Source organism: Pyxidicoccus sp. M6 (assembly GCF_055568925.1).
This window is the reverse complement of sequence record NZ_CM145714.1, coordinates 5571482-5595126: the sequence shown is the minus strand read 5'-3', so window position 1 is coordinate 5595126 and position 23645 is coordinate 5571482. Positions and strand designations below refer to the sequence as shown.

36 protein-coding genes are annotated in these 23645 nt (G+C 67.4%); 3 read left to right on the top strand and 33 right to left on the bottom strand.

The window, feature by feature from the left end; genetic code table 11:
* Positions 1-30: 30 nt before the first annotated feature.
* The 3 genes from ACVTJA_RS22410 to ACVTJA_RS22400 all read right to left on the bottom strand — a co-directional run bounded on the left by ACVTJA_RS22410 (position 31) and on the right by ACVTJA_RS22400 (position 3586).
* The gene (locus tag ACVTJA_RS22410; RefSeq protein WP_465839020.1) at positions 31-1737 is read right to left on the bottom strand and encodes an FHA domain-containing protein; all 1707 of its coding nucleotides are present in this window, start codon (positions 1735-1737) and stop codon (positions 31-33) included.
* A 62-nt stretch (positions 1738-1799) separates the two neighbouring features.
* Positions 1800-2972, bottom strand: a complete 1173-nt coding sequence (locus tag ACVTJA_RS22405) for a DUF2314 domain-containing protein (RefSeq protein WP_465839018.1) — start codon at positions 2970-2972, stop codon at positions 1800-1802.
* Positions 2972-3586 (bottom strand): deoxynucleoside kinase, encoded by a 615-nt coding sequence (locus ACVTJA_RS22400; RefSeq protein ID WP_465839017.1) that lies wholly within the window; start codon positions 3584-3586, stop codon positions 2972-2974. Before ACVTJA_RS22400 ends, ACVTJA_RS22405 begins: the two co-directional genes overlap by 1 nt.
* 235 nt (positions 3587-3821) lie before the next feature.
* Between ACVTJA_RS22400 and ACVTJA_RS22395 the strand changes: the two genes are divergently transcribed.
* The 3 genes from ACVTJA_RS22395 (at position 3822) to ACVTJA_RS22385 (ending at position 6751) form a co-directional block, all read left to right on the top strand.
* On the top strand, positions 3822-4616 hold the full coding sequence (locus tag ACVTJA_RS22395) for a lysophospholipid acyltransferase family protein (protein ID WP_465839015.1): 795 nt from the start codon (positions 3822-3824) through the stop codon (positions 4614-4616).
* 11 nt (positions 4617-4627) lie between these two features.
* A complete protein-coding gene (locus ACVTJA_RS22390; protein WP_465839014.1) occupies positions 4628-6010 on the top strand; it encodes a tetratricopeptide repeat protein in 1383 nt (460 codons plus the stop codon).
* A 132-nt stretch (positions 6011-6142) separates the two neighbouring features.
* The gene (locus ACVTJA_RS22385) at positions 6143-6751 is read left to right on the top strand and encodes a hypothetical protein (RefSeq protein WP_465839012.1); all 609 of its coding nucleotides are present in this window, start codon (positions 6143-6145) and stop codon (positions 6749-6751) included.
* Between the two features lie 163 nt (positions 6752-6914).
* Here ACVTJA_RS22385 and rplQ read toward each other — a convergent pair whose 3' ends face one another.
* From rplQ to rpsJ, 30 genes are all read right to left on the bottom strand, one after another.
* Positions 6915-7337 (bottom strand): 50S ribosomal protein L17, encoded by a 423-nt coding sequence (gene rplQ, locus ACVTJA_RS22380; RefSeq protein ID WP_465839010.1) that lies wholly within the window; start codon positions 7335-7337, stop codon positions 6915-6917.
* A gap of 188 nt (positions 7338-7525) precedes the next feature.
* Positions 7526-8548: a DNA-directed RNA polymerase subunit alpha gene (locus tag ACVTJA_RS22375; RefSeq protein WP_465839009.1), complete on the bottom strand. Its 1023-nt coding sequence runs from the start codon at positions 8546-8548 to the stop codon at positions 7526-7528.
* A gap of 157 nt (positions 8549-8705) precedes the next feature.
* Complete coding sequence (gene rpsD / locus ACVTJA_RS22370; protein ID WP_465839008.1) at positions 8706-9332, bottom strand: 30S ribosomal protein S4; 627 nt, start codon at positions 9330-9332, stop codon at positions 8706-8708.
* Positions 9333-9401: 69 nt separating this feature from the next.
* Entirely contained in the window at positions 9402-9845 is a 444-nt protein-coding gene (gene rpsK / locus ACVTJA_RS22365) for a 30S ribosomal protein S11 (RefSeq protein ID WP_206728458.1), read from the bottom strand.
* A 61-nt stretch (positions 9846-9906) separates the two neighbouring features.
* Complete coding sequence (rpsM, locus tag ACVTJA_RS22360; protein ID WP_465839006.1) at positions 9907-10290, bottom strand: 30S ribosomal protein S13; 384 nt, start codon at positions 10288-10290, stop codon at positions 9907-9909.
* Positions 10291-10344: 54 nt separating this feature from the next.
* Positions 10345-10461 carry a 50S ribosomal protein L36 gene (rpmJ, locus tag ACVTJA_RS22355; protein ID WP_002633586.1) on the bottom strand — a complete coding sequence of 39 codons (117 nt, stop codon included), beginning with the start codon at positions 10459-10461 and terminating at the stop codon, positions 10345-10347.
* A gap of 77 nt (positions 10462-10538) precedes the next feature.
* Positions 10539-10718 carry a translation initiation factor IF-1 gene (gene infA, locus ACVTJA_RS22350; protein ID WP_013375891.1) on the bottom strand — a complete coding sequence of 60 codons (180 nt, stop codon included), beginning with the start codon at positions 10716-10718 and terminating at the stop codon, positions 10539-10541.
* 190 nt (positions 10719-10908) lie between these two features.
* Entirely contained in the window at positions 10909-11667 is a 759-nt protein-coding gene (gene map / locus ACVTJA_RS22345; protein WP_465839003.1) for a type I methionyl aminopeptidase, read from the bottom strand.
* A gap of 95 nt (positions 11668-11762) precedes the next feature.
* Positions 11763-12410, bottom strand: a complete 648-nt coding sequence (locus ACVTJA_RS22340) for an adenylate kinase (protein ID WP_465839001.1) — start codon at positions 12408-12410, stop codon at positions 11763-11765.
* 162 nt (positions 12411-12572) lie between these two features.
* Positions 12573-13919, bottom strand: a complete 1347-nt coding sequence (secY, locus tag ACVTJA_RS22335) for a preprotein translocase subunit SecY (protein ID WP_465839000.1) — start codon at positions 13917-13919, stop codon at positions 12573-12575.
* A gap of 135 nt (positions 13920-14054) precedes the next feature.
* Complete coding sequence (gene rplO / locus ACVTJA_RS22330) at positions 14055-14573, bottom strand: 50S ribosomal protein L15 (protein WP_465838999.1); 519 nt, start codon at positions 14571-14573, stop codon at positions 14055-14057.
* A 20-nt stretch (positions 14574-14593) separates the two neighbouring features.
* Positions 14594-14863, bottom strand: coding sequence for a 50S ribosomal protein L30 (rpmD, locus tag ACVTJA_RS22325; protein WP_465838998.1), 270 nt, complete (start codon positions 14861-14863; stop codon positions 14594-14596).
* A gap of 3 nt (positions 14864-14866) precedes the next feature.
* Positions 14867-15388 (bottom strand): 30S ribosomal protein S5, encoded by a 522-nt coding sequence (gene rpsE / locus ACVTJA_RS22320; RefSeq protein ID WP_163989304.1) that lies wholly within the window; start codon positions 15386-15388, stop codon positions 14867-14869.
* A gap of 21 nt (positions 15389-15409) precedes the next feature.
* Positions 15410-15766, bottom strand: a complete 357-nt coding sequence (gene rplR, locus ACVTJA_RS22315) for a 50S ribosomal protein L18 (RefSeq protein ID WP_267854201.1) — start codon at positions 15764-15766, stop codon at positions 15410-15412.
* A gap of 108 nt (positions 15767-15874) precedes the next feature.
* The gene (gene rplF / locus ACVTJA_RS22310) at positions 15875-16441 is read right to left on the bottom strand and encodes a 50S ribosomal protein L6 (protein ID WP_465838996.1); all 567 of its coding nucleotides are present in this window, start codon (positions 16439-16441) and stop codon (positions 15875-15877) included.
* A gap of 64 nt (positions 16442-16505) precedes the next feature.
* A complete protein-coding gene (rpsH, locus tag ACVTJA_RS22305; protein ID WP_206728466.1) occupies positions 16506-16904 on the bottom strand; it encodes a 30S ribosomal protein S8 in 399 nt (132 codons plus the stop codon).
* 191 nt (positions 16905-17095) lie between these two features.
* Positions 17096-17281 (bottom strand): type Z 30S ribosomal protein S14, encoded by a 186-nt coding sequence (locus ACVTJA_RS22300; RefSeq protein WP_015350175.1) that lies wholly within the window; start codon positions 17279-17281, stop codon positions 17096-17098.
* A gap of 26 nt (positions 17282-17307) precedes the next feature.
* Positions 17308-17838, bottom strand: coding sequence for a 50S ribosomal protein L5 (gene rplE, locus ACVTJA_RS22295; RefSeq protein WP_465840487.1), 531 nt, complete (start codon positions 17836-17838; stop codon positions 17308-17310).
* A gap of 302 nt (positions 17839-18140) precedes the next feature.
* Positions 18141-18476: a 50S ribosomal protein L24 gene (gene rplX / locus ACVTJA_RS22290; RefSeq protein ID WP_465838994.1), complete on the bottom strand. Its 336-nt coding sequence runs from the start codon at positions 18474-18476 to the stop codon at positions 18141-18143.
* 43 nt (positions 18477-18519) lie between these two features.
* Entirely contained in the window at positions 18520-18888 is a 369-nt protein-coding gene (rplN, locus tag ACVTJA_RS22285) for a 50S ribosomal protein L14 (RefSeq protein WP_164021706.1), read from the bottom strand.
* 30 nt (positions 18889-18918) lie between these two features.
* Complete coding sequence (gene rpsQ / locus ACVTJA_RS22280; protein WP_205519441.1) at positions 18919-19245, bottom strand: 30S ribosomal protein S17; 327 nt, start codon at positions 19243-19245, stop codon at positions 18919-18921.
* A gap of 80 nt (positions 19246-19325) precedes the next feature.
* Positions 19326-19544 carry a 50S ribosomal protein L29 gene (gene rpmC / locus ACVTJA_RS22275; protein WP_465838993.1) on the bottom strand — a complete coding sequence of 73 codons (219 nt, stop codon included), beginning with the start codon at positions 19542-19544 and terminating at the stop codon, positions 19326-19328.
* Between the two features lie 46 nt (positions 19545-19590).
* Positions 19591-20010, bottom strand: a complete 420-nt coding sequence (gene rplP / locus ACVTJA_RS22270) for a 50S ribosomal protein L16 (RefSeq protein ID WP_465838991.1) — start codon at positions 20008-20010, stop codon at positions 19591-19593.
* Positions 20011-20075: 65 nt separating this feature from the next.
* Positions 20076-20738 carry a 30S ribosomal protein S3 gene (gene rpsC / locus ACVTJA_RS22265; RefSeq protein ID WP_002633602.1) on the bottom strand — a complete coding sequence of 221 codons (663 nt, stop codon included), beginning with the start codon at positions 20736-20738 and terminating at the stop codon, positions 20076-20078.
* A 44-nt stretch (positions 20739-20782) separates the two neighbouring features.
* Positions 20783-21130 (bottom strand): 50S ribosomal protein L22, encoded by a 348-nt coding sequence (gene rplV / locus ACVTJA_RS22260; protein ID WP_465838989.1) that lies wholly within the window; start codon positions 21128-21130, stop codon positions 20783-20785.
* Between the two features lie 35 nt (positions 21131-21165).
* The gene (rpsS, locus tag ACVTJA_RS22255; protein ID WP_002633604.1) at positions 21166-21453 is read right to left on the bottom strand and encodes a 30S ribosomal protein S19; all 288 of its coding nucleotides are present in this window, start codon (positions 21451-21453) and stop codon (positions 21166-21168) included.
* Positions 21454-21468: 15 nt separating this feature from the next.
* Positions 21469-22314 (bottom strand): 50S ribosomal protein L2, encoded by an 846-nt coding sequence (rplB, locus tag ACVTJA_RS22250; protein WP_465838987.1) that lies wholly within the window; start codon positions 22312-22314, stop codon positions 21469-21471.
* Positions 22315-22347: 33 nt separating this feature from the next.
* On the bottom strand, positions 22348-22641 hold the full coding sequence (locus ACVTJA_RS22245; RefSeq protein WP_206728472.1) for a 50S ribosomal protein L23: 294 nt from the start codon (positions 22639-22641) through the stop codon (positions 22348-22350).
* A complete protein-coding gene (gene rplD, locus ACVTJA_RS22240) occupies positions 22638-23261 on the bottom strand; it encodes a 50S ribosomal protein L4 (protein ID WP_465838986.1) in 624 nt (207 codons plus the stop codon). Before rplD ends, ACVTJA_RS22245 begins: the two co-directional genes overlap by 4 nt.
* A gap of 52 nt (positions 23262-23313) precedes the next feature.
* On the bottom strand, positions 23314-23622 hold the full coding sequence (gene rpsJ / locus ACVTJA_RS22235; RefSeq protein WP_002633608.1) for a 30S ribosomal protein S10: 309 nt from the start codon (positions 23620-23622) through the stop codon (positions 23314-23316).
* Positions 23623-23645 lie beyond the last annotated feature (23 nt).

Here is a 23645-nt window from a genome sequence, read left to right as displayed (position 1 = left end):
ATGTCCCACGCCCGGTGGGCCACGTCGCGCTCACCCGCCGCGCCTGCCGCGCTCGACGGAGAGGCCGTACTCCTCGATTTTCTTGTCCAGCGTGGGCCGGCTGATGCCGAGCGTCGCCGCCGCGCGGACCTTCTTCCCGCCTGCTTCCCTCAAAGCCTCGGCGATGGCGTCGCGCTCCAGCCGGGCCACACGCTCCTGCAGCGTCTGGGGCCCGGTGGAGGCACCGCCCTCCTGGATTTCCGGCGGCAGGTGCAGCGCGCCCACTCGGCTCCCGGCGTACAGCAGGCCCAGCCGCTCGCCCACCAACTCAAGCTCGCGCACGTTCTGCGGCCACTCGTAGTCCACCAGCAGGCGCCGCGCCTCGGGCCCCAGCGTGGGAGGCTCCTTCCGCGAGCGTCGCGCCGCCCGTGCCGTGAAGCCCTCCAGCAGCACGAGCACATCCGCCCTGCGCTCGCGCAGCGGCGGCACCTCCAGCTCGAAGCCCGCCAGCCCCCGCGCGAGTGACGCCTCCACCTCGCCCCGTGCGGCCAGCAGCGGCAGCGCCTCCAGCGCGGTGGCCAGCACCCGCACGTCCACCGGCTCCTCACCGCCCTGCCGGGCCGGAGCGGACCGTCGGGCCAGCAGCCGCGCCAGTCGCTCCGCCGACGCACGCGGCAGCGCCTCCACGTGCTGCAGCAGCAGCGAGCCCCCATCCGCGCGCAGCAGCGCGGACGTCACCGGCGGCTGCCCCGGCGCGCTGGCACGGCCGAACAGCGCCTCGTCCACGGCCGGCTGCGGCTGCCGGCAGTCCACCGTCACCAGCGGCCCCAGCGCCCGCGGCGAGCGCGAGTGGACGATGCGCGCCAGCAACGTCTTCCCCGTCCCCGGTTCGCCGTGAATCACCACGGGCGCGGCGCTCGCCGCCGCACGGCGGGCCGCATCCAGCAGCGCCCGCAGCGGCCTCGACGTGCCTACCAGCGCCAGCGCGGGCGCCTCCGCCTCCACCCGCGAGCGCACCGCCGTGTACGCCTCGCCGCCCAGCCGCCCCAGCGCGGCCAGCAACTGTCCCTCGCCCGCGCTGAACGGAGGCTCCGCGCGCGTCACGAACAACACGCCGAAGGGCATCCCTCCCGAGGCCACCAGCGGCGCGCACATCGAGTCACCCGACTGGCTCAACTCCTTGTGCTCCAGCGCCGCCTGGGCCATGGCGCGCGGCACCGTCAGCGTCTCCGCGCCCACCACCGACGCGGTGAGCAATCCACCGCTGCTGCCCAAGAGCGCCGCCGCCCGGTCCGCGCTGAGCGCGTGCGTCACCTCGTCCGCCAACCGCCGCAGCACCATGGCCTCGCTGGTGGCCCCCAGCAGCGCCGTCCCCGCGGAGTACATGGCCGCGGCCGTGCCCACGTGCGGCAGCACCTCTTCGATGGGTACGTGCCCGTGCGGTTTGGGCCCGCCCTCGACGAAGGTCACCGCCAGAGGCTCGTAGACGGCCGTCGTCGTCCCCACGCGGACGCGGTCTCCCGGCTGCAGTACCACCTCGCCGGAGAGGCGCTCCCCATTGACGAGCGTCCCATTGCGCGAGCGCAAGTCGCGGATCCGCGCCTGCCCCTCGTGAAGGGTGATCAGCGCGTGCCGGCGCGAGACCTGGTCGTCCTCCAGGGGGATTTCACACGACGGGCTGCGGCCGATCGTCGCTTCCGTGAGCACCTCATAGCGGCGCCCCGCGGATGGACCGGTGAGCAGCAGGAGTGCGGGCATGGGGCGCGGAGCGTAGCGTCCCGCCGTTGCCGGGCAAGCGCTCCCTGTCCGCGCCGCGTGGACTACATGGGTCGCTCGGCGTTCAGGAGCGCACGAATCTCCTGCTCGTCCAGCGTCCTGCCCTCCCGGGTGATGGCCAGCGCGTTGACGTGGGCTTCATCCACCTCCACGGCCGCCCCCTTGCGCCACTCCGTGGTGTGCACCGCGCCATCAATCAGCTTCCCCACGAGGCTCCCCTCGTCCCGGGCCATGACCTCCAGCCAGAGGTTCTCCACCACCGTGCCGCCGTCCGGGTGGGTGTCGAAGGGGGCGCGCACCAGGAACGTCAGTGGCTCCATCAGCCCCTTGCGCTGGAAGCGCGCGAGGAAGGACGGCAGCAGCGCCTGGGCCTCGCGCCGCATGGCCTGCGTCTGCTCCTCGGGCTCCTTCTCGAAGCGCTCGCGGTACGGCGCCAGGAGCTGTGACGTGTTGTGTCGACCTCCGGGGGACACCACGGAGAGGAACAGCCCCTCGTGCCCCTCGAAGGTCTCCAGCGGCACGCCGAGCAGGTTGGTGCGGGCCTCCTCGGACGGCACGAGCATGAAGCTCTGCCCCTCGCTGGTGCCCACCTGCGAGCGCAGCGCCGGCCCCTGCCCGAAAGCCAGGTCCGTGCACAGCTCGTGGAGGAAGCTCTCCGCCGCGAGCAGGTCACCCTCCGCGAGGTGGAAGATCTCCAAATCCCGGGCGCCGAACTTCTCCATGCCGTGCGAGTGCACCCACAGCGGCGTGTCGCCCTCCGTGGCTTCCACCGCGTGCAGGTGCACGTGGTCCCGGATGTCGAAGTCCAGCTCGGTGATTTCCACCACGTCGTCGGGCTCGTGCAGCTTGAAGGCGGTGATGTCCACCAGCACGCCCTTCACGTGCTCCAGCAGCGTGCGCACCGCCCACAGCGCCTCGAAGACGGGCAGCGTGGGCTGAGGCCCCCCCGGCTCCACCGACAGCCGGTAGAAGGCCCGGGAGCGCCCCAGCCGCTCGAAGGCCTCCGCGCTGCCGCTGAAGACCTCCTTGCTGAACCGGGGCAGGTGCTCCGCGCCCACCGTCAGGCGTACCTTCACCTCCGACGTGTCCGCCTTCAGCGTGAAGCCCTGGCCATCCTCGTCCGGGGTGAACTCCACGTCATCCGTGGCGAACGATGCACGCAGCGCGTCGAGCGGCGCCGGACCGTCCTGCTCGATGGCGAGGAGATAGACCTCCATCACAGGTGCTTCTCTATCTGTCGGAAGAGGTCCACGCGGTCCACCAGATTGGTCAGATAGTCGAGCTTGTCCGTGGCCAGCACCAGGACGGGAGACAGCTTGTAGTTCTCGAACCACTCCTCGTAGAGGGCGTTGAGGCGCTGAAGGTAACGGGTGGGGATGTCCTTCTCCATGGCACGCCCGCGGATGCGGATGCGCTCGCGCAGCGTCTGCACGGGGCAGCGCAGGTAGATCATCAGGTCCGGCGGCCGGAGCGACTCGGAAATCGTCTCGTACAGCTCGCAGTACGTCTTCCAGTCACGCTTGTCGATGAGCCGCTGGCGGTGGAGATTCTTGGCGAAGATCTCCGCGTCCTCATAGAGCGTCCGGTCCTGGAGCACGGTGCCCGCCGTGCGCTCGAGCTCCCGGTGCAGGCGGAACTTGTGCGTCAGGAAGAAGAGCTGCGAGCGGAACGCCCACGTCTTCATGTCCTTGTAGAAGTCGGCCAGATACGGGTTCTGGTCGTTGGGCTCGAAGGACGGAGTCAGGCCGTACTTCCGGCAGAGGAAGGACGTGAGCTCCGTCTTCCCGGCCCCAATGTTGCCCGCGATGGCGATGAACTTTTTCCTGGCCACGCCACCCTTGCTTGTAACCCCGGCGAGCGGCGCGCACCAGAAACAACGTGTAGGTAGGACGTGGTAGAAGAAGTGCATGCTCTGCCTGCCTCCTCCCCATCGCGCCCCCGGCGCCGCCACCTTCCAGGGTGGGCCCGGCCGCCTGGACGCCAGGGAAGAGGCGGGGTTGGAGCGTGTCCGCGGCCCCGGCGACTCGCCGACCCGTCGCGTCGGCTCCACGGAGGGGGCCTGAGGGATGCGCAAGCTCTTCTGCATGTTCGTAGCCGTGGTCTGGTCGGCGGTCTGCTTCCCCCTGGCCATCCTGGCCATGGTGTTGACGTTGAAGCCCGCCAACTCCGTGTGGGTGGCGCGTGAGCTCTGGTCCCCGGTGCTGCTGTGGGCGGGCGGCGCGACGCTGGAGGTGATTGGCCGGGAGAACGTGGACCCGAAGCGGCCCACCATCTACGTGGCCAACCACCAGTCCACCATCGACATCCCCGCGCACTTCCTGGCGGTGCCGGTGCCCTTCCGGTACGTCGCCAAGAGCCAGCTCAAGTGGGTGCCGTTCATCGGCTGGTTCCTCGCGCTGGCGGGACACGTCTTCATCAACCGCACCCACCGGAGCAAGGCCATCGCCTCGTTGGACGCGGCCGCGGCGAAGATTCGCGGCGGGAAGAGCATCTTCCTCTACCCGGAGGGCACGCGCTCTCCGGACGGCCGCATCCTCCCCTTCAAGAAGGGCCCTTTCGCCCTGGCCCTCAAGTCCCGCGTCCCCGTCGTCCCCGTCACCATCGAGGGCTCCGGCAAGCTGATGCCCAAGAACTCCTGGAACATCACGCCCGGCCCCATCCGCGTGAAGGTGGGCAAGCCCATCAACACCACCGGCTTCGCCGAGAATGACCGCGAGGGGCTCGCCCGTGCCGTGCGTGAGGTCATCATCGCCGACAGCCTGTCGCTCGGAGGCATGGGCGGTGACGTGGACGACGCCGTCGCCGACGCGGGCGTCGAGGGCGTCAGCACCGCGCACCCGCGCGCCACCTCCTCTCACTGAGACGTCCCACCGTGAAGACGAACCGCTCGCTCCTGTCGCGTCCCTGGCTCCGCGCCGCCGTGCTCGGCCTGGGCCTTGTCACCGGCTGCACGCACACCGCGGCCTCCACCTCCGGCACCCGGGCCCCGGACACGCGGGCGCGGGCCCGGACGTACCTGGAGGAGAACCAGCCGGAGAAGGCGCTCGGGCTGCTGCGCGAGCTGCACCTCCAGGCGCCGGAAGACCTGGACGTGGCGCGCCTGCTGACGGAGGCCCAGGTGAAGGCGGGCCACACGGACGCATGGGTCGCCGAGCTCCAGGGCCGCATCGCCGCGAAGGAGCGCGCGGTGGACCAGTACATGCTTGGCCTCGCCCTCTTCTCGCGAGCCCGGGACGCGGGCGCGCCGGCGGTGGCCGCCTTCGAGCGAGCCATCGCCCTGTCGCCGGACACCGCCGAGTACCACTACCGCCTCGGCCTCGCGCGGCTGGAGTCCGAGCAGTACGCCGCCGCGGTGGAGCCCCTGCGCCGCGCCACCACGCTGGCTCCGGAGCGCGCCGGCTGGCGCCTGCCGCTGGCCAAGGCGCTGCACCGCACGGGTGACGCCAGCGGCGCCGTGGAGGCCCTGGGTGCTGTCGTGCGCGGCAGACCCACGCCAGCGGAAGTCACCACCGCGCGGGCGCTGATGGACCAGATTGCCGACCCCTTCAGCGGCTTCCCCAAGGCCGCCGAGGCGAAGCTGGAGGAGGGCCTGCGCTACCTGAAGGACCTGGACGCGCCCCAGCACGCCGTCCTCTCCTTCGAGGAGATTCTGCAGGACTACCCGGACCTGGCCGTGGTGCACGCGCTGCTGGGGCTCGCCTACCAGCGCCTCGACGACGCCGGCCGCGCGGTGGACGAGTTCAAGCAGGCAATCGAGCGCGCCCCTCGCGACGGGAAGAACCAGCTCTACCTGGGCGAGCTGTACCTGGCCCGCCAGCGCCCGGACGCGGCGCGCCCCGCCTTCGAGAAGGCCGTGGCCCTCAACCCGCTGCTGGACGAGGCGTGGTTCCAGCTGGGTGACATGCACCTGGAGCGGCGCGACCTGACCGCTGCGAGGGAGGCCTTCATCGTGGCCGTGTCGCTCCAATCGGAGGCCGTGCCGCCGCGAGGAAAGCTGGCGCTCGTGTACCAGCTCGAGGGGGACTACGCCTCCGCGGAGCGGGAGCTGCGGTACGTGGTCGAAAAGGACCCGGAGAACATGGAGTTCAGCCTGCGGCTGGGGCTGCTCTTCACCGAGCAGGCACTGAAGGCCTCGCGTCCGGACGCGCGGAAGACGGCGGCCGGGGAAGCGGAGCGCTGGCTGAGCAAGGTGCTGGAGACGCAGCCGGAGAACGCGGTGGCGTCCCGAGCGCTCGAGCAACTCAAGGCGCAGTAGCCACCAAGTGGCCCGGCCCTCTACACTCGCTGTCCGATGAGCGACGGTCGCAAGCCTTCATCTCCTGGCACGCAGCCACCGCGGACGACGTCCAGTCCCGGCACGCAGCCGCGTACGCCGACGAATCCCGGCATGCCCCGGGCTCCGTCGACGCCGGGCATGCCGCGCACGCCGACCAACCCGGGCATGCGCGTCATGACGGCCGCGCGCGCGGCGCCGCTGCAGAAGGAGAAGGTGGAAGGACCTCTCGCCAAGCGCGTCGCGAGCGAGGCATCCAACCAGCTCCTCAACGGCCTCTCCATCCTCAAGGAGATGGTGGCGGACTTCCGCCAGCAGGACCGCTTCTTCAAGTACAAGGCCTCCATCGTCGCGGGCTACCTGGCAATCACCGTGGCGAGCTTCGCCATCGCCTGTCCCGGCAGCGACGTGAAGGGGGGTGACATGGACGCGCGCCTGGTGCTCAGCGACAAGCTGGACCGGCCCTCCCTCACCATCTGGAACGAGAGCCAGGAGACGTGGAAGGACATCGTCGTCACGGTGAACGAGCAGTACCAGGCGGCGGTGCCGTCCGTGTCGCCCGGCGAGTTCATGACGATTACGCCCAAGCAGCTCATGGGAAGCAGCGGGGCCGCGCCCGCGGACCTGCGCTTCCAGACGCTGCGCATGCGCAGCCGCGACGACAGCGCCGACCTCACCGAGGACCTCCGCAAGGAGTGGGAGCGCCTCACCGGCCCCAAGTAGTCGCCAGCGCTCCCGCCACGGCCCCGCCAGCCGCGCCCGCTGGGGGACACGCCTGGCCAGGCCGCAATCCCCAGCAACACGAAGGCGCCCTTCCCGGGTGGGAAGAGCGCCCTCGTGTTGCCTCGAGCCCTTCCTCTCGGAAGGGCGCGGAAGGCGTCAACCGTTACTCAGCCTTGGGAGCCTCGGTGGCCTCGCCACCCTCGGTCTCCACGGGAGCGGCCGCCGTCGCGGGACGGTCCACCAGCTCCAGCAGGGCCATCTCCGCGGCGTCGCCGCGGCGGAAGCCGAGCCGGATGAGGCGGGTGTAACCACCGGGACGGTTCGCGTACCGGTCCTTGTACTCGCCGAACACCTTCTGCAGCACGTCGCGGTTCTTCACCGTACGGGCCGCCAGACGCACGTTGGACAGGCCACCCTTCTTGCCCAGGGTGATGATGCGCTCCGCGATCTTCCGGGCTTCCTTCGCCTTGGGGACCGTGGTGCGGATCGCCTGGTGCTCGAGCAGCGAGGTGACCATGTTGTTCAGCATCGCGAGCCGGTGGCTCGTCGTACGGTGCAGCTTCCTCTGTCCGACCTTGTGACGCATCGTCGTGCTCCGGGACGCTTGGCGCGACCCCAACCACTCCGGCCGTATCAGGTACCGGGTGGGAAGGGCGGACCGGGCACAGGGCCCGCCATCTTAATCAGCCTCGAGGTCCTTCCCCGCGACCGTGTTCCCCTTGCGCCGCTTCACCGCCATGCCCGCGGCGCGCGAGGAGGTGCTGCGTGAAACAACTAGGCCTTCGGCGCCGCGGGCGCCGGCGCCTGCTTCGGCGGCCAGTTCTCCAGCTTCATACCGAGCGACAGACCCATCTCCGCGAGGATCTCCTTGATCTCCTTCAAGGACTTGCGGCCGAAGTTCTTCGTCTTGAGCATCTCGGCCTCGGTGCGCTGCACGAGGTCACCGATGGTCTTGATGTTGGCCTGCTGCAGGCAGTTGGCCGAGCGCACCGAGAGCTCCAGCTCGTCCACCGAGCGGAAGAGGTTCTCGTTGAGCTTCGCCTCCTCCTTCGGGGCCTCGGCGATGACGGGCTCCTCCGTCTCGTCGAAGTTCACGAAGACGGTGAGCTGCTCCTTGATGATCTTCGCCGCGTACGCTACCGCGTCCTGCGGGGACACGGAGCCGTCCGTCCACACCTCAAGCGACAGCTTGTCGAAGTCGGTGACCTGACCAACGCGCGCGTTGGTGACCTGGTAGTTCACCTTGCGGATGGGCGAGAACAGCGAGTCGATGGGGATGGTGCCGATGGGCGAGCCCGCCACCTTGTTCACGTTCGCCGGCGTGTAGCCACGGCCGCGGCGGCACGACAGCTCCATGCGGAGCTTGCCACCCTCGGAGATGGTGCAGATGTGGTGGCCGGGGTTGAGGATCTCGGTGTCCGGGTCGGTGATGATGTCACCAGCCTTGACCTCCTTGGGGCCCTCCGCCTCGATGCGCAGCGTCTTCGTCTCGTTCGTGTGCATCCGAAGGAGGACTTCCTTCAGGTTCAGCACGACGTCCGTGACGTCCTCGGACACCTCGGGGATGGTGGTGAACTCGTGGTCCACGCCCTCGATCTTCACCGAGGTGATGGCCGCGCCCTGGAGGGACGACAGCAGCACCCGGCGCAGCGAGTTGCCCAGCGTGGTGCCGAAGCCGCGCTCCAGCGGCTCCGCGACGAACTTCCCGTAGGTGGGCGTCAGGCTGTCCTGGTCCACCTCCATGCGGCGCGGCTTGATGAGGTCACGCCAGTTCTTCGCAACGAACGTATCTGCCATGGTGTACGACTCCTCGAATCGTGCGCCACCACCGACCTACCCTCCAGGAATGGAGAGAGGATGGGCACGCGGGGACTGCATTGAAGCGCCTGCGATAAAGCACGACGCCCCGGCCTCATAGCGGCCAGGGCGCCTGTCCTGCAACTTCCGGAGCGGCTTACTTCGAGTAGAGCTCGACGATGAGCTGCTCCTGGATGGGCATGGTCAGGTCCTCGCGGTTCGGCGCGGTCGACACGGTGCCCTTGAACGCCTTCTTGTCCAGGGAGATCCACTGCGGAACGCCACGGCGGTCCACCGTCTCCAGTGCCTCGGAGATGCGGAGCACCTTGCGGCTCTTCTCCACCACCTCCACGGAGCTACCCGGCTTCACGGAGAAGGACGGGATGTTGACCTTGCGGCCGTTCACCTGGAAGTGCCCGTGGCGAACGAGCTGGCGGGCCTCGGCGCGGGTGTCCGCGAAGCCCATGCGGAACACCACGTTGTCCAGACGGAGCTCGAGCTGCTGGAGCAGGTTCTCACCCGTCTTGCCCTTGGCGGCGGACGCGCGGTGGTAGTAGCCGCGGAACTGGTTCTCCAGCAGGCCGTACATGCGCTTGACCTTCTGCTTCTCGCGCAACTGCACGCCGTAGCCGGAGAACTTCACGCGGCCCTGGCCATGCTGACCCGGAGGATAGGGGCGGCGCTCGATGGCGCACTTGTCCGTGTAGCAACGGTCGCCCTTGAGGTACATCTTCAGGTTTTCGCGCCGGCAGATGCGGCAGGCGCTGGCGGTGTAACGAGCCATTGAGAAGTCCTTGAAAGGTGGTCTGGAACCGCCCTCACGCCGCGAGGCGCGAAGGCGGCCCGGAAGGGGTTAGACGCGGCGGCGCTTGGGCTGACGGCACCCGTTGTGCGGGATGGGCGTCACGTCGCGGATGAGGTTGATCTTCAGGCCGGCGGCGGCCAGCGCACGCAGCGCCGACTCGCGGCCCGCGCCCGGGCCCTTCACGAACACGGACACGTTCTTCAGGCCGTGCTCCATCGCCTTCGCCGCGGCGTCACCGGCGGCCACCTGCGCCGCGAACGGCGTGGACTTGCGGCTGCCCTTGAAGCCACGGGCGCCAGCAGAGGACCAGGAGATCACGTTCCCGGACACATCCGTGATCGTGATGATGGTGTTGTTGAACGTGGACTGGATGTGGACCACGCCGTTGAGGATGCTCTTCTTGCCCTTGCGCTTGGCCTTCTTCGCGGCAGGGGCCTCGGCACCCTCGGCGCCCGCGGGCGCCGCAGCCGAAGTATTGGTCTCGTCAGCCATGTGCGTTGCTGCTCCTGAAAGGTGATCGACGCGGGCCCCTTACAGGGCCCGCGCTGCGTGTTTAGCGGGCCGGAGCGGCCGGCTTGGCCCGGACGATGCCGCGCTTCGGACCCTTGCGGGTACGGGCGTTGGTGTGGGTCCGCTGGCCACGAACCGGCAGGCCCTTGCGGTGACGGAGGCCGCGGTAGCAGCCCAGGTCCATCAGACGCTTGATGTTCATGGTGACCTCGCGACGCAGGTCACCCTCCACCTTGTAGTTGGCCTCGATGATCTCGCGGATCTTGCGGGCCTGGTCCTCGGTGAGGTCCTTCGTCCGAGTGGTGGGATCGATGCCCGCCGCCTCGATGATGTCGTGCGCGGACTTGTTGCCGATCCCGTAGATGTACTGGAGCGAGATCACAGCGCGCTTATTGGGCGGCAGATCGATGCCGGCGATGCGAGCCATCTTCGGTATTCCTTCGTGGGTGGAGTTGGTCTGAAGCCAACGGCCGTCTGGCCGTTAGCCCTGGCGCTGCTTGTGACGCGGGTTCGAAGCGCAGATGACGCGCACGATACCCTTGCGACGAACGACCTTGCACTTGTCGCAGATCTTCTTGACGGACGCCCGAACCTTCATGGAGCGAACTTCCTTCCTCAGCTAAAGAAAAGCCCAGCGGGCCACCCGCCATTCCCTGGCGGGCATGTGGCCCTTGTCTACTTCGCCCGGTACGTGATGCGACCGCGCGTCAGGTCGTACGGAGACAGCTCGACCTTCACCTTGTCACCCGGGAGGATGCGGATGAAGTGCATCCTCATCTTGCCCGAAATATGCGCGAGCACCTTGTGGCCGTTGTCCAGCACCACGCGGAACATCGCGTTCGGCAGGGGCTCCATCACCGTCCCCTCGACTTCGATGGAATCATCCTTCGGCAAGCGTCAGACTCTCTTCCCGGACCACGTACCTCTTGGAAGCGCGGCGGGATAGCACTTTGGTCCGCAAGTGGCAAGCGCCGCGCACAGTAAAACTCGGATTCCTACCAACCCCCCATGACACCTGGGTATTTCACCCGCAGTCGGAGGGGTTTCAAGCCCTTCGCGTCAGCACCTCGGGGCCGTGGTCCGTAATCAGGACCGTGTGCTCGAAGTGGGCGGACAGCTTCCCGTCCGCCGTCACCGCCGTCCACTCGTCCTCCAGGAGCTCCACCTCGTCGGTGCCCTGGTTGACCATGGGCTCGACCGCCAGGACCATCCCCGCCCGCAGCTTCATGCCCCCGCCCGGCTGGCCGTGATTGGGAACCTGCGGGTGCTCATGCAGCTTGCGCCCGATTCCGTGCCCCGTGAAGCCCCGGACCACCGAGTAACCCCGCGCCTCCACGTGCCGCTGCACCGCGTGTCCGATGTCGCCCAGGTGGTTGCCCGGCCGCATGGCCTGGATGGCCTTGTGGAGCGACTCCCGGGTGGTATCCATCAGCGCCCGGGCCTGCGCACTCACCTTCCCCACCGCCACCGTCCGCGCCGAGTCCCCGAAGAAGCCCCGGTAGGACACCCCGAAGTCGAGCTTCATCAGGTCCCCCTCCGCCAGCTTCCGCGTCCGGCTGGGGATGCCGTGCACCACCTCCTCGTTGATGGAGGCGCACAACACACACGGGAAGCCGAGGTACCCCTTGAACGCCGGCCTGGCGCCCTTCCGGGAGGTGAGCTCCGCGGCCAGGGCGTCAAGGTCCCACGTCGTCACACCCGGAGCCACGGCCTCCTCGAGCGCGTCGAGGACCTCGCACACGATGCGCCCCGCCTGGCGCATGAGGGCAATCTCCTCGAGGCTCTTGATGGCGACCTGGCTCATGGACGTGTCCCGGGCCCGCGGGAGCCCCGAGGAAATCGGTGGGCAGCGAGGCGAGGCGCCGCAACGGCCGCCCTCCCCGCACGCCCGACCCGCGCTCACCCCTTGCCGGCGGCGGCCTTGATCTCCTCGTAGATGCCCTCGGGCGAGCCCACGCCGTCCACGCTCTTGAGGATGCCCTTCTTCTCGTAGAAGGCCTTCAGCGGCGCCGTCTCCGCGTCGTACTTCTGCAGGCGCTTCTCGATGACGTCCGGCATGTCGTCCGGACGCTGCACGAGCCCCGTGCCACACTTGTCACAGTAGCCCGCCCGCTTCGGAGGGCTCTGGTAGACGTGGTAGACGCTGCCGTCGACGGGGCACACGCGCCGGCCGGAGCCGCGCTCCACCAGCTTCGCGTGCGGCACCTCGAGCGAAATCACCGCGTCGAGCTTCTTGCCCAGGCGCGTGAGCATCCGGTCCAGCGCGTCCGCCTGGCCCGGCGTGCGCGGAAAGCCGTCCAGCACGAAGCCGTTGGCCACGTCCGGCTGCTTCAGCCGCTCCTCGACGATGCCGATGACGACGTCATCCGGCACGTACTGGCCCGAGGCCATCAGCGGCCCGGCCACCTTCCCCAGCTCCGTTCCGTCCGCCACCGCCTTGCGGAGGATGTCACCGGTGGAGATCTGCGGGATGTGGAAGTCCGCGTACAGCTTCTTCGCCTGGGTTCCCTTCCCCGCGTTCGGCGGCCCCAACAGGATCAGGTTCATGTGCTCCTCTCAGCTCCGAAGGAAGGCACGGAAGTCATCGGCCACAAACCTCCGAGAGCCCCCCGTGTGCACCACCGAATACCCCTGAACGACATTACCCTGGAACGACGAGGCGCCCCTCCCCGCGACGGGGAGAGGCGCCCGGTACGTACGCCCCGTGCCTCAGGCCGCCGCGCGCACCCGGCCGCGGATGCGCGGACCGCGGGGACCCGCGAAGCCCTCGTAGTTGCGGCTGATGAGGTGGCCCTCGATCTGCTGCACCGTGTCCAGCGCCACGCCCACGACGATGAGCAGCGCCGTGCCACCGAACGTGAAGCGCACCCCCAGCAGGCCGCTGATGACGGACGGAATCACGCAGATGACGGCCAGGTACAGCGCGCCGCCGAAGGTGAGCCGGTTGAGCACTCGCTCGATGAACTCCGCCGTCTGGCGGCCCGGGCGGATACCGGGGATGTAGCCACCCTGCTTCTTGATGTTGTCCGCGACGTCATCCGGGCGGAAGGTCAGCGCCGTGTAGAAGTACGCGAAGAAGATGACCAGGAGGATGAAAAGCCCGTTGTAGATCCACAGGTTGCCTTCGATGGCGCGCTGGAAGTCCTGCAGGAACGGGAACCAGGTGCCCAGCGTGGCCGGGAAGGACAGCACCGCGCCGGCGAAGATGGGCGGAATCACGCCCGAGGTGTTCACCTTCATCGGGAAGTACGTGGCCTGGCCCGCGAACATCCGCCGCCCCGCCATTCGCTTGGCGTACTGGATGGGGATGCGCCGCATGCCGCGCTCCACGTAGACCACCACGCCGATGATGAGGAGCATGAAGGCCAAGAGGCCCAGAACCTCGGCCACCGCGATGACCTCCTGGCGCGTCAGGTCCAGCAGCGTCTTTCCACCCGGAACCACGCGGGCCACGATGCCGGCGAAGATGATGAGGGAGATGCCGTTTCCGATGCCGCGCTCGGTGATGCGCTCACCCAGCCACATGATGAAGGCCGTGCCCGCCGTGAGGCTGATGACCGTCATGAAGGTGAACCAGGCGCTGTCATCCGGAACGACAATCTGGTTGAACCCGCTCTGTCCGCCGTCGGAACGGCCCAGCGACGCCAGCCACCGGGAGATGCCGATGCCCTGGATGACGGACAGGACGATGGTCCCGTAGCGCGTGTACTGGTTGATCTTCTGCCGGCCGCCGGCGCCCTCCTTCTGGAGTCGCTCCAGGCTGGGCACCACCACCGCCAGCAGCTGCATGATGATGGAGGCGCTGACGTAGGGCATGATGCCCAGGCCGAAGATGGACATCTGCTCCAGCGCGCCGCCGGAGAAGAGGTTGAACAGCGACACGAGGCCACCCGACTGCTTCTGGGCCTCCATGAACGCGTTCATTGCCGCGCGGTCCACGCCTGGCGTGTTGATGAAGATGCCAATGCGATAGACGGCGAGCAACACGAGCGAGTACGCGAGCCGGCTGCGCAGCTCCGCGATACGGAAGACGTTGGCGAAGGCGTTCAGAGCCACGGGGTAGCCATCCTCTTCGTGAGGGTTCTGCCAGGACGACAAAACGCCCCTGTTCCACTAACGGGAAAGGGGCGCGAAAGCCTACACAAGCGAAAAGGCGCGCACCACCGACAAGTGATGCGCGCCGGACACGCTCTAGGCCTTGGGCTGCTTGACGCCCTTACCAGCGTGCGCCTTGGCGGCGGACTCCGGCTTGTGGGCCATCAGCGGCAGCTCCTCGATGGAGCCGCCGGCCTGCTGGACGGCCGACTTCGCCGCCTCGGAGGCCTTGTGGACCCGGATGGTGACCTTCTTGGTCAGTCCACCCTGGGCCAGGAGCTTCACGCCGTCGTAGCGGCCCTTGACCAAGCCCGCCGACTTCAGCGCGGCCTCGTCCACCGTGGCGCCAGCGTCGAAGTGATGCTCCAGGTCCGCCAGATTCACCACCGCGTAGATGGTGCGGTTGGGCGGGTTGAAGCCGAACTTCGGCAGGCGGCGCTGCAGCGGGCTCTGGCCGCCCTCGAAGCCCTCGAACCGCATGTTGCCGGTGCGGGCCTTCTGGCCCTTGCCACCGCGACCGGCCGTCTTGCCCAGGCCGCTGCCCTGGCCGCGGCCCACGCGCTTCTTGCGGTGCCACGAGCGCGACGGACGCTTCAAATCGTGCAGAGTGCTCATCGTCTCAATCCTCTCGTGACTCAGGCCTTGCCCTGCTTGGCCTGGTACGCAAGGGCGCGCTCCTTGAGAGCGACCTTGCGCGGCTTGCGGCGCTTGGGCGCCGCCGCCTCAGTGGACACCGTCTCCAGGCTGACCAGGTGCTTCACCTTGAACACCATGCCGCGAACGGACGGGGTGTCCTTCAGGATGCGCTCCTCGCCGAACTTCTTGAGGCCCAGACCGCGGATGGTGTCCAGCATGTCACCGGACGAACCCGCGAAGCTCTTCACCAGCTTGACCTTGAGCGCCATGGTTTAGGTCCTCTGCTCGCCGGCGAGCTTCGTCGCCTCGACGTCCTTGCCGCGCAGACGGGACACCTGCTCCGCGCTGCGCAGCATCTTCAGGCCGGCCACCGTGGCCTTCAGCACGTTGTGCGGATTCCGCGAGCCCTGGCTCTTGGTCAGGATGTTGCGAATGCCCGCCGCCTCCAGCACCGCGCGGACCGCGCCGCCGGCGATGACGCCCGTACCCTGGCTGGCCGGCTTCAGGAGCACCCACCCGGCGCCGAAGTGCCCGAGCACCTCGTGCGGGATGGTGTGACCCATCAGCGGAACCCGGAACAGGTTCTTCTTGGCGTTCTCGCCACCCTTGCGGATGGCCTCGGGGACCTCGTTGGCCTTGCCCAGGCCCACGCCCACGTGTCCGGCGCCGTCCCCCACCACCACGAGGGCGGCGAACGAGAAGCGACGGCCGCCCTTCACGACCTTGGCCACGCGGTTGATGTTCACCACGCGGTCGGTGAGGTCCAGATCGTTCGGATTGATCGGAGTTGCCACTTGGGGATTCCTTTCGAACTCTTAGAACTTCAGCCCGGCCTCGCGCGCGGCGTCGGCCACGGCGGCGATGCGCCCGTGATAGGGGAAGCCGTTGCGGTCGAACACCACCGCCTCGACGTTAGCGGCCTTGCACTTCTGCGCAATCAGGGTGCCGACGCGCTTCGCGTCCGCCTTCTTGTCGCCCTCGTCCTGACCCTTCAGGTCCTTGGACAGCGACGAGGCAAACGCCAGCGTGCGGCCCGTGGTGTCGTCCACCACCTGGGCGTAGATGTGCTTGAGGCTCTTGTAGACGGTGAGCCGCGGCCGCTCTGTCGTGCCCGACAGCTTCTTGCGGATGCGGTTCTTCCTCTTGAGGCGCTGTTCGATCTTCGATGCCATGGCTGCTTCCTTTTCCGTCCGGCGGCGATGCGGCCTTCCGCCGCCGGATGATGCCGCCAGGCCCTCAGGGCCCGGCGGGGTTTGGAATACTCAGGACAGACGGGACGACTAGGTCGTACCGGTCTTGCCCTCCTTGCGACGGATGCGCTCCTCGGCGTACTTGATGCCCTTGCCCTTGTACGGCTCGGGCGGACGCAGCGAGCGGATGTTCACCGCCGTGGCGCCCAGCACTTCCTTGTCCGCGGAGCGCAGCGTCAGGCCCACCGTGGGAAGGCTGTCCTCGGTGCGCGAGGCCTTGTCGACCTCGGCCGTCACGCCCTCCGGCAGGTTGAACACCACCGGGTGCGAGAAGCCCAGGGAGAAGTGGATGGCCTTGCCCTTCACCTCGGCACGGAAACCGACGCCGCGGATGTCCAGCTTCTTCTCGAAGCCCGTGGACACGCCCCTGGCTGCGTTGGCGAGGATGGTGCGCGTCAGGCCGTGGAGGCTGCGGGCCTCGCGAGAGTCGTCCTCGCGCTGCACCGTCACCTCACCGGCCTTGACCTCCACCTTGACCCTGGCGGGCAGCTTCACGGACAGCTTGCCCTTGGGGCCCTCGAAATTCACCTGCTGGCCGGCGACGGTGGCCTTCGTCTTGTCGCCGAGCTTGATTGCCAGCTTTCCAATCCGACTCATGGTTGCCTCGTTCCTGTCTGCCCGGGGGGCGCTCCCTCGCGGGGCGCCGCACCTGGGCGGCTGGCTAGTAGACGGTGCAGAGCAGCTCGCCGCCCACCTTCTGCTTGCGGGCCTCGGAGTCCACCATGATGCCGCGCGAGGTGGAGAGGACGGAGATGCCCAGGCCACCCAGCACCTGAGGAATCTCGCGCGAGTTCACGTAGCGGCGCAGACCCGGCTTCGACACGCGGCGGATGCCGGTGATGGCGGGCGCGCGGTCCGGGCCGTACTTCAGCTGCACGGTGATCTCGTTCTGGGGCTTGAGCTCGTGAACGGTGAACTCACCGATGTAGCCCTCATCCTTGAGGACCTTGATGATCTCGAGCTTGAGCTTCGAGTGGGGGATGACGACCTTGTCGTGCCGCGCGCGCGAGGCGTTGCGCAGGCGGGTCAGCATGTCGCCGACGGGATCATTGACCGGCATGAAGTACCTTCCGAGGCAGGGCCCCTTCCCGGGCGCCCCGCGTTCGCAACCACCGCGCCTGCCGGGCCCATCCCGGGGGTTCGCGACGGCTGCCACTTCGTACAGCAGAACTTCCAGCGCGGGCTCCTCTCGGAGCACGCCCAGGGCGCCTGCCAGACCTCACGGCCTTGCCAGGCGCCCTGCCCTTCCGGCTACCAGGACGACTTGGTGACGCCGGTGATCTCACCGCGCAGGGCGCGGTTGCGCAGGCAGATACGGCACATCTTGAACTTGCGCAGGAAGGCGCGAGGACGACCGCACAGCGGGCAGCGGTTGTACTGGCGCACGGCGAACTTCGGCTTGCGCTTTGCCTGGGCAATCTTGGAGAGCTTGGCCATTGTCTTCGGGTCCTTGGCTCGAGGGCTTACTGACGGAACGGCATGCCGAAGTGACGCATCAGCGCCAGCCCCTGCTCGTCGTTGTTGGCCGTGGTGACGAAGCTGATGTTGAGCCCCTTCACCTTCTCGATCTGGTCGTAGTTGATTTCGGGGAAGATGATCTGCTCGCGGACGCCGAGCGTGTAGTTACCCTTCCCGTCGAAAGCCTTCGGAGACACGCCCTTGAAGTCACGCACGCGCGGCAGCGCCACGGTGATGAGGCGGTCCATGAACTCGTACATGCGGTCACCGCGGAGGGTGACGGCGGCACCGATGGCCTGGCCCTGGCGCAGCTTGAAGTTCGCGATGGACTTGCGAGCGCGCGTGACAATGGGCTTCTGGCCGGTGATCGCGGCGAGCTGATCCACCGCCGACTCCAGGATCTTGTTGTTGGCGAGCGCCTCGCCCAGACCCATGTTGACGACGATCTTCTCCAGCCGCGGAACCTGCATCGGGTTCTTCAGGTTCAGATCCTTCATGAGAGCGGGCACGCCCTCCTTGAAGAAGCGGACCTTCATGCGAGCCGGCTTGGACTCGAGTCCTTCCTCGATGTTGGCAGCAAAGCCAACCTTCTTGGACTCTTCCTTCTTGCCCCGCTTCGCCTTCTTTTCCTTCTGCTCGGCCTTCTTCTCGTCAGCCATTGTCCTGTCCTCTGCTTCGGAGCGCCGTCGTGGACCCAGCGCCTCGATCAGTCCTTCGTATGGAACCTGGAAACACCACGAGGGCCCCTGTTGCTCCACGGGCCCTCCATGCCTGCACGCCCACCGTCCCTCCCACCCGGGAGGGCGAAGGGCGCGCATACATGCACCAACACGCTCACCTAGTCAATCAGGGCGTCGCAGTTCTTGCAGAACCGCTTCTTCTTGCCGCCTTCACCCTCGGTGCGGAAGCCCACTCGCGTCGGCTTGTCGCACTTGGCGCACACCACCTGGACATTGGCCAGGGCGATGGTGCCGGGCTTCTCGACGATGCCACCCTCGGGGCTCTGCGGCGTCTTCTTCAGGTGCCGCTTCACCAGGCGCAGCCCTTCAACAGTCACGCGCTCCGACTCGCGGTCGATCTTCAGGATCTTGCCGCGCTTGCTCGCCGCGTTCTTCTCGGAGGCCTCGGCCCCGGCCATGACCTGGACCGTGTCTCCCACCTTCAGCTTCTGCATGGCTTCCTCTCTCTGGCTGCTCGCCGTCCGGCCTGGCGTCCTCTCAGAGGACTTCGGGCGCCAGCGAGATGATCTTCATGAACTTGCGGGCGCGGAGCTCACGGGCAACAGGCCCGAAGATGCGCGTACCAATGGGCTCCATGTCCTTGTTGATGAGGACGGCGGAGTTGCCATCGAACTTGATGTAGCTGCCGTCGGGACGACCCACCTCGCGCTTGGTGCGGACGATGACGGCCTTGGCCACGTCACCCTTCTTCACCTTCGAGTTGGGCAGCGCCTCGCGGATCGACACGACGATGACGTCGCCGATGGACGCGTACTTGCGCTTCGAGCCGCCGAGCACCTTGATGCAGAACACCTTCTTCGCGCCCGAGTTGTCGGCAACGTCGAGCACGCTCGTCATCTGAATCATCTGGAAGTCTCCTTGTCGCCGGGGTGCGTGCTAGACGTTCTTGCTCTTCTCCAGCACCTCGACCACGCGCCAGCGCTTGTCCTTCGAGGCGGGCTTGGTCTCGGCGATCCGGACCCGATCACCCTCGTTGATGGTGATCTTCTTCGGGTAGTCGTGGTCCTCCACGTGAGCCTTGTACTTCTCGCGCAGGCTCATGATCTTCCCGTACTTCGGGTGCGGGGCACGACGCTGGACGGTGACGACCACCGTCTTCTGCATCTTGTTGGAGGTGACGATACCCACGCGCGTCTTGGGACGACCGCGGGTCGAGGTCTCGGGAGCGGGCGTCTCGGTCGCTTCAGCCATCTTCGGTCTCACTATCTCTCATGCACCCGGGCTTTCAGTTCCCGGATGGCCGCGCGCGCTCTACCACAGAGCGCGCTTGGAGGTTTGACTTCTCAGCCCTGCTTCGCCGCCTTCGCCTTCTGGGTCAGGACGGTGAGCACTCGGGCCAGGTCGCGGCGGTGGTTGGTGCGCTCGGCCGGGCTGTCCAACGAGCCCGTACGCCGCTTCAGCTGGTCCTGGAACAGCGTCTCGCGCAGCTCCGTCGCGCGCCGCTGCAGGTCTTCCGCGGACAGTTCCTTCAGTTCCTTCGCAGTCGCCATTGCAGTCTCCACATGCGAGGAGGGCCGACCTCGAGGCCGGCCCCCGCCGCTGTATGCCTTAGAGGCTCAGGTCCGAGCGCGTCACGATCTTCGTGAGCACCGGCAGCTTCGCCTGGGCCAGCTTCAGCGCCCCGGTGGCCACCTCGCGCGTCATACCCTCCATCTCGTAGAGGATACGGCCGGGCTTCACCACCGCGACGTAGTACTCCACGCCACCCTTACCGGTACCCATACGGGTCTCGGCGGGCTTCTTGGTGATGGGCTTGTCCGGGAAGATACGGATCCAGATCTTGCCGCCGCGCTTCACGTGGCGGGTCATCGCGATACGGGCCGCCTCGATCTGCCGGGAGGTGATCCAACCCGGCTGGAGGCTCATCAGGCCGTACTCACCGTAGGTCATGTCGCTGCCACGGTGGGCAGCGCCCGGGGTGCGGCCCTTGTGCATCTTGCGGTACTTGGTACGAGCAGGCTGAAGCATCGTCGCTGTCCTTGGCCGCCCTGCCCCGGGCCGCTCTCACGAGCAGCCCGGCGCGGGTGGGCTGATTACCGGTTGGAGGGCATGGGGGCCTGGCCACCCTTGCCCGGGAGGACCTCGCCCTTGCAGACCCAGACCTTGCAGCCAATCTTGCCGTAGGTCGTCTTGGCCTCGGCGAAGCCGTAGTCGATGTCCGCGCGCAGCGTGTGCAGGGGCACGCGGCCCTCGCGGTACCACTCGTAGCGCGCCATCTCCGCGCCACCGAGGCGGCCCGAGCAGGCCACGCGGATGCCCTTGGCGCCGAACTTCATCGCCGTCTGCAGGGCCTTCTTCATGGCGCGGCGGAAGGCGATGCGGCGCTCGAGCTGCGTGGCGATGTTCTCGGCCACGAGCTGCGCGTCGGTCTCCGCCTTGCGGACCTCGACGATGTTGAGGAAGACCTCGTTCTTCGTGAACTGCTGGAGGTCCTTCTTCACCGTCTCGATGCCCGCGCCGCGCTTGCCGATGACGATGCCCGGACGCGCGGTGTGGACGTTGACCTTCACCTTGTTGGCGGCGCGCTCGATCTCCACCTTGGACACGCCCGCGTGGTTCAGCGACTTCTTCACGAACTCGCGGATGCGGATGTCCTCATGGAGCCACTGAGCGTAGTTCTTGTGCTCGAACCACTTGGAGTCCCAGGTCTTGATGACGCCGAGCCGGAACCCGATCGGATGAACTTTCTGTCCCAACGTGAATCTCCTTGAACGTTCCGGGCGCAGGCCCGACTCGGGTCCTACTTCTTCTTCGCCTCGGCCAGCACCACGTGGACGTGGGCCGTCTTCTTCTTGATGGGGGTGGCCCGGCCCATGGCGCGCGGCATGAACCGGCGCTGGGTGGGGCCCTGGTCCACGGAGATGGTCTTCACGTAGAGCGTGTCCACGTCGACCTGTCCCTTGGACTTGTCCGTCGCGTTGGCCACCGCGCTCTTGATGAGCGTCTCCACCGGCTTGGCCGCGGCGCGCTTGGTGAACTTCAGGATGTTGAGGGCCGCCTCGACGGGCTTGCCCCGGACGAGCGCCGCAACGGTGGAAATCTTGCGGGGGCTCATGCGCAGGAAACGCAGATGTGCAGTCGACTCCATGGTCTTCTCCTCAGGCTCTCAGGCAATGCGCCAGGCTACTTGCCCGGGGCCTTGGCGACCTTCTTCTCCGCCGAGTGACCGCCGAACGTACGCGTCGGGGCGAACTCGCCGAGCTTGTGGCCCACCATGTTCTCCGTGACGAACACCGGGATGAACTTCTTCCCGTTGTGCACCGCGAAGGTGTGACCGACGAACTCCGGCAGGATCGTGGAACGACGCGACCACGTCTTCACGACCGCCTTCTTGTTCGTCTTGATCATGTCCTCGATCTTCTTCACGAGGAAGTCGTCGACGAACGGACCCTTCTTGATCGAACGAGCCATGATTCAGGAATCCTCTTACTGGCTGCGGGCGCCCTGGCGCCGGCCGCTCACGATGAACTTGTCAGTGCGCTTGTTGGTGCGCGTGGTGAGACCCTTCGTCTTCTGGCCCCACGGCGACACCGGGTGCGGGTTACCCTGGCCGGACTTACCCTCACCACCACCGTGCGGGTGGTCGACAGGGTTCATCGCCAGACCACGAACCGTCGGGCGGATGCCCAGCCAGCGGCTCTTACCCGCCTTGCCGATGCGGATGATTTCGTGCTCGATGTTGCCCACCTGGCCCACGGTGGCGCGGCACTCGATGAGGACCATGCGGACGGTGCCGGAAGGCATGCGCACCTGCGCGTAGCGGCCCTCCTTCGCCATCAACTGGCCGCTCGTGCCAGCGGAGCGGATGACCTGGGCGCCGCGGCCCGGCTTCAGCTCCACGTTGTGGATGATGGTGCCCACCGGGATGTTCTGCAGTGGGAGGCTGTTGCCCGGACGGATGTCCGCCGTCTCGCCGGCGAACACGGTGTCACCCACGCTCAGACCCACCGGAGCGAGGATGTAGCGCTTCTCGCCGTCCGCGTAGTGCAGCAGCGCGATGTTCGCGGAGCGGTTCGGGTCGTACTCCACCGCGGCGACCTTGGCCGGCACGCCGTCCTTGTCGCGACGCTTGAAGTCGATGATGCGGTAACGGCGCTTGTGGCCACCGCCCTGGTGACGGCGGGTGATGTGCCCGTGGACGTTGCGGCCACCGGAGCGCTTCAGGGGAGCCGTGAGGCTCTTCTCCGGGGAGTCCTTGGTGATGTCCGCGAAGTCGGACACCGTCATCAGACGGCGGGCGGCGCTAGTCGGCTTGTACTTCTTGATGCCCATGGTGTGTTCCTCGCAGGCAGCGACGCATTAGCGTCAGGCCGCCCCTCCCTCGAAGAGCTCGATCGAGTCGCCCTGCTTCAGGGTGACGACCGCCTTCTTGAAGTTGGGCCGCTTGCCGATGTTCCGGCCCACCCGCTTGACCTTGCCGCGGACGACGTTGGTACGAACGCCCTCGACGGTGACCTTGAAGAGCGTCTCCACCGCGCGGGCCACGTCGTGCTTGGTGGCCTTGCGGTCGACGATGAACGAGTACTGACGGAACTTCTCGCGGGCCTTGTCCAGCTTCTCGGTGATGAGCGGGCCCTTGATGACGTCGTTGAGATTCATGACAGCGCCCCCTCAAGGGTCTTCGCGGCCGCGGAGGTGAGGACGATGTGCGAGTGCCGCAGGACGGCCTCGAGGTTGAGACCCTCGGGAGGCAGCACGTCGAACTTCGCCAGGTTGCGCACGCTGCGGTGCAGGTTGGTGTTGCCCTTGTCGTCAATCACCAGCGCGTTCTGCAGCTTCAGGCGCTTGGTGAGGACCTCGAAGGCCTGCTTGCTCTTCGGAGCATCCAGGGAGAAGCCGTTCAGGATGATGAGCGTCTTCTCGCGGGCCCGGAGGGACAGCGCGGACTTCAAGGCGCCGCGGCGCACCTTGCGGGGCGGGCGGTAGAAGTAGTCGCGAGCCTTGGGGGCCATCGCCTTGCCGCCGCCCACCCAGTGGGAGGCGCGGATCGAGCCCTGACGGGCGCGGCCGGTGCCCTTCTGCTTCCAGGGCTTCTTGCCGCCGCCGCTGACCAGCGAGGTGTTCTTCACCCCCACCGTGCCGCGACGCCGGTTGATCTGCTGCATCTTCGCCACCTCGTAAAAGAGGTGGGTGTTGGGCTCGGCGCCAAACACGTCGTCGGAGAGCTCGATCTCCGACACCTTCTTCAAATCCAGGTCGACAACGTCAAACTTCGCCATGGCTCTTTCCTCGCGGGGTCGGAGTGAAACCACTCAAACGCCCACCCGCTTCCTAGGACTTGATCTCGACGTCAACGCCGGCCGACAGATCCAGCTTCATGAGCGCATCCAGCGTCTGCTGCGTGGGCTCGAGGATGTCGAGCAGGCGCTTGTGCGTGCGGATCTCGAACTGCTCGCGGCTCTTCTTGTCCACGTGCGGGGACCGCAGAACCGTGAACTTGTTGATGCGCGTCGGCAGGGGGATCGGACCGGCCACCTTCGCGCCCGTGCGCTTGGCCGTCTCGACGATCTCCCCGGCACTCTGGTCCAGGAGCTTCGAGTCGTACGCCTTCAACCGGATGCGGATCTTCTGTGTCGCCATTCGCAAGAACCTCTTAGAACGAG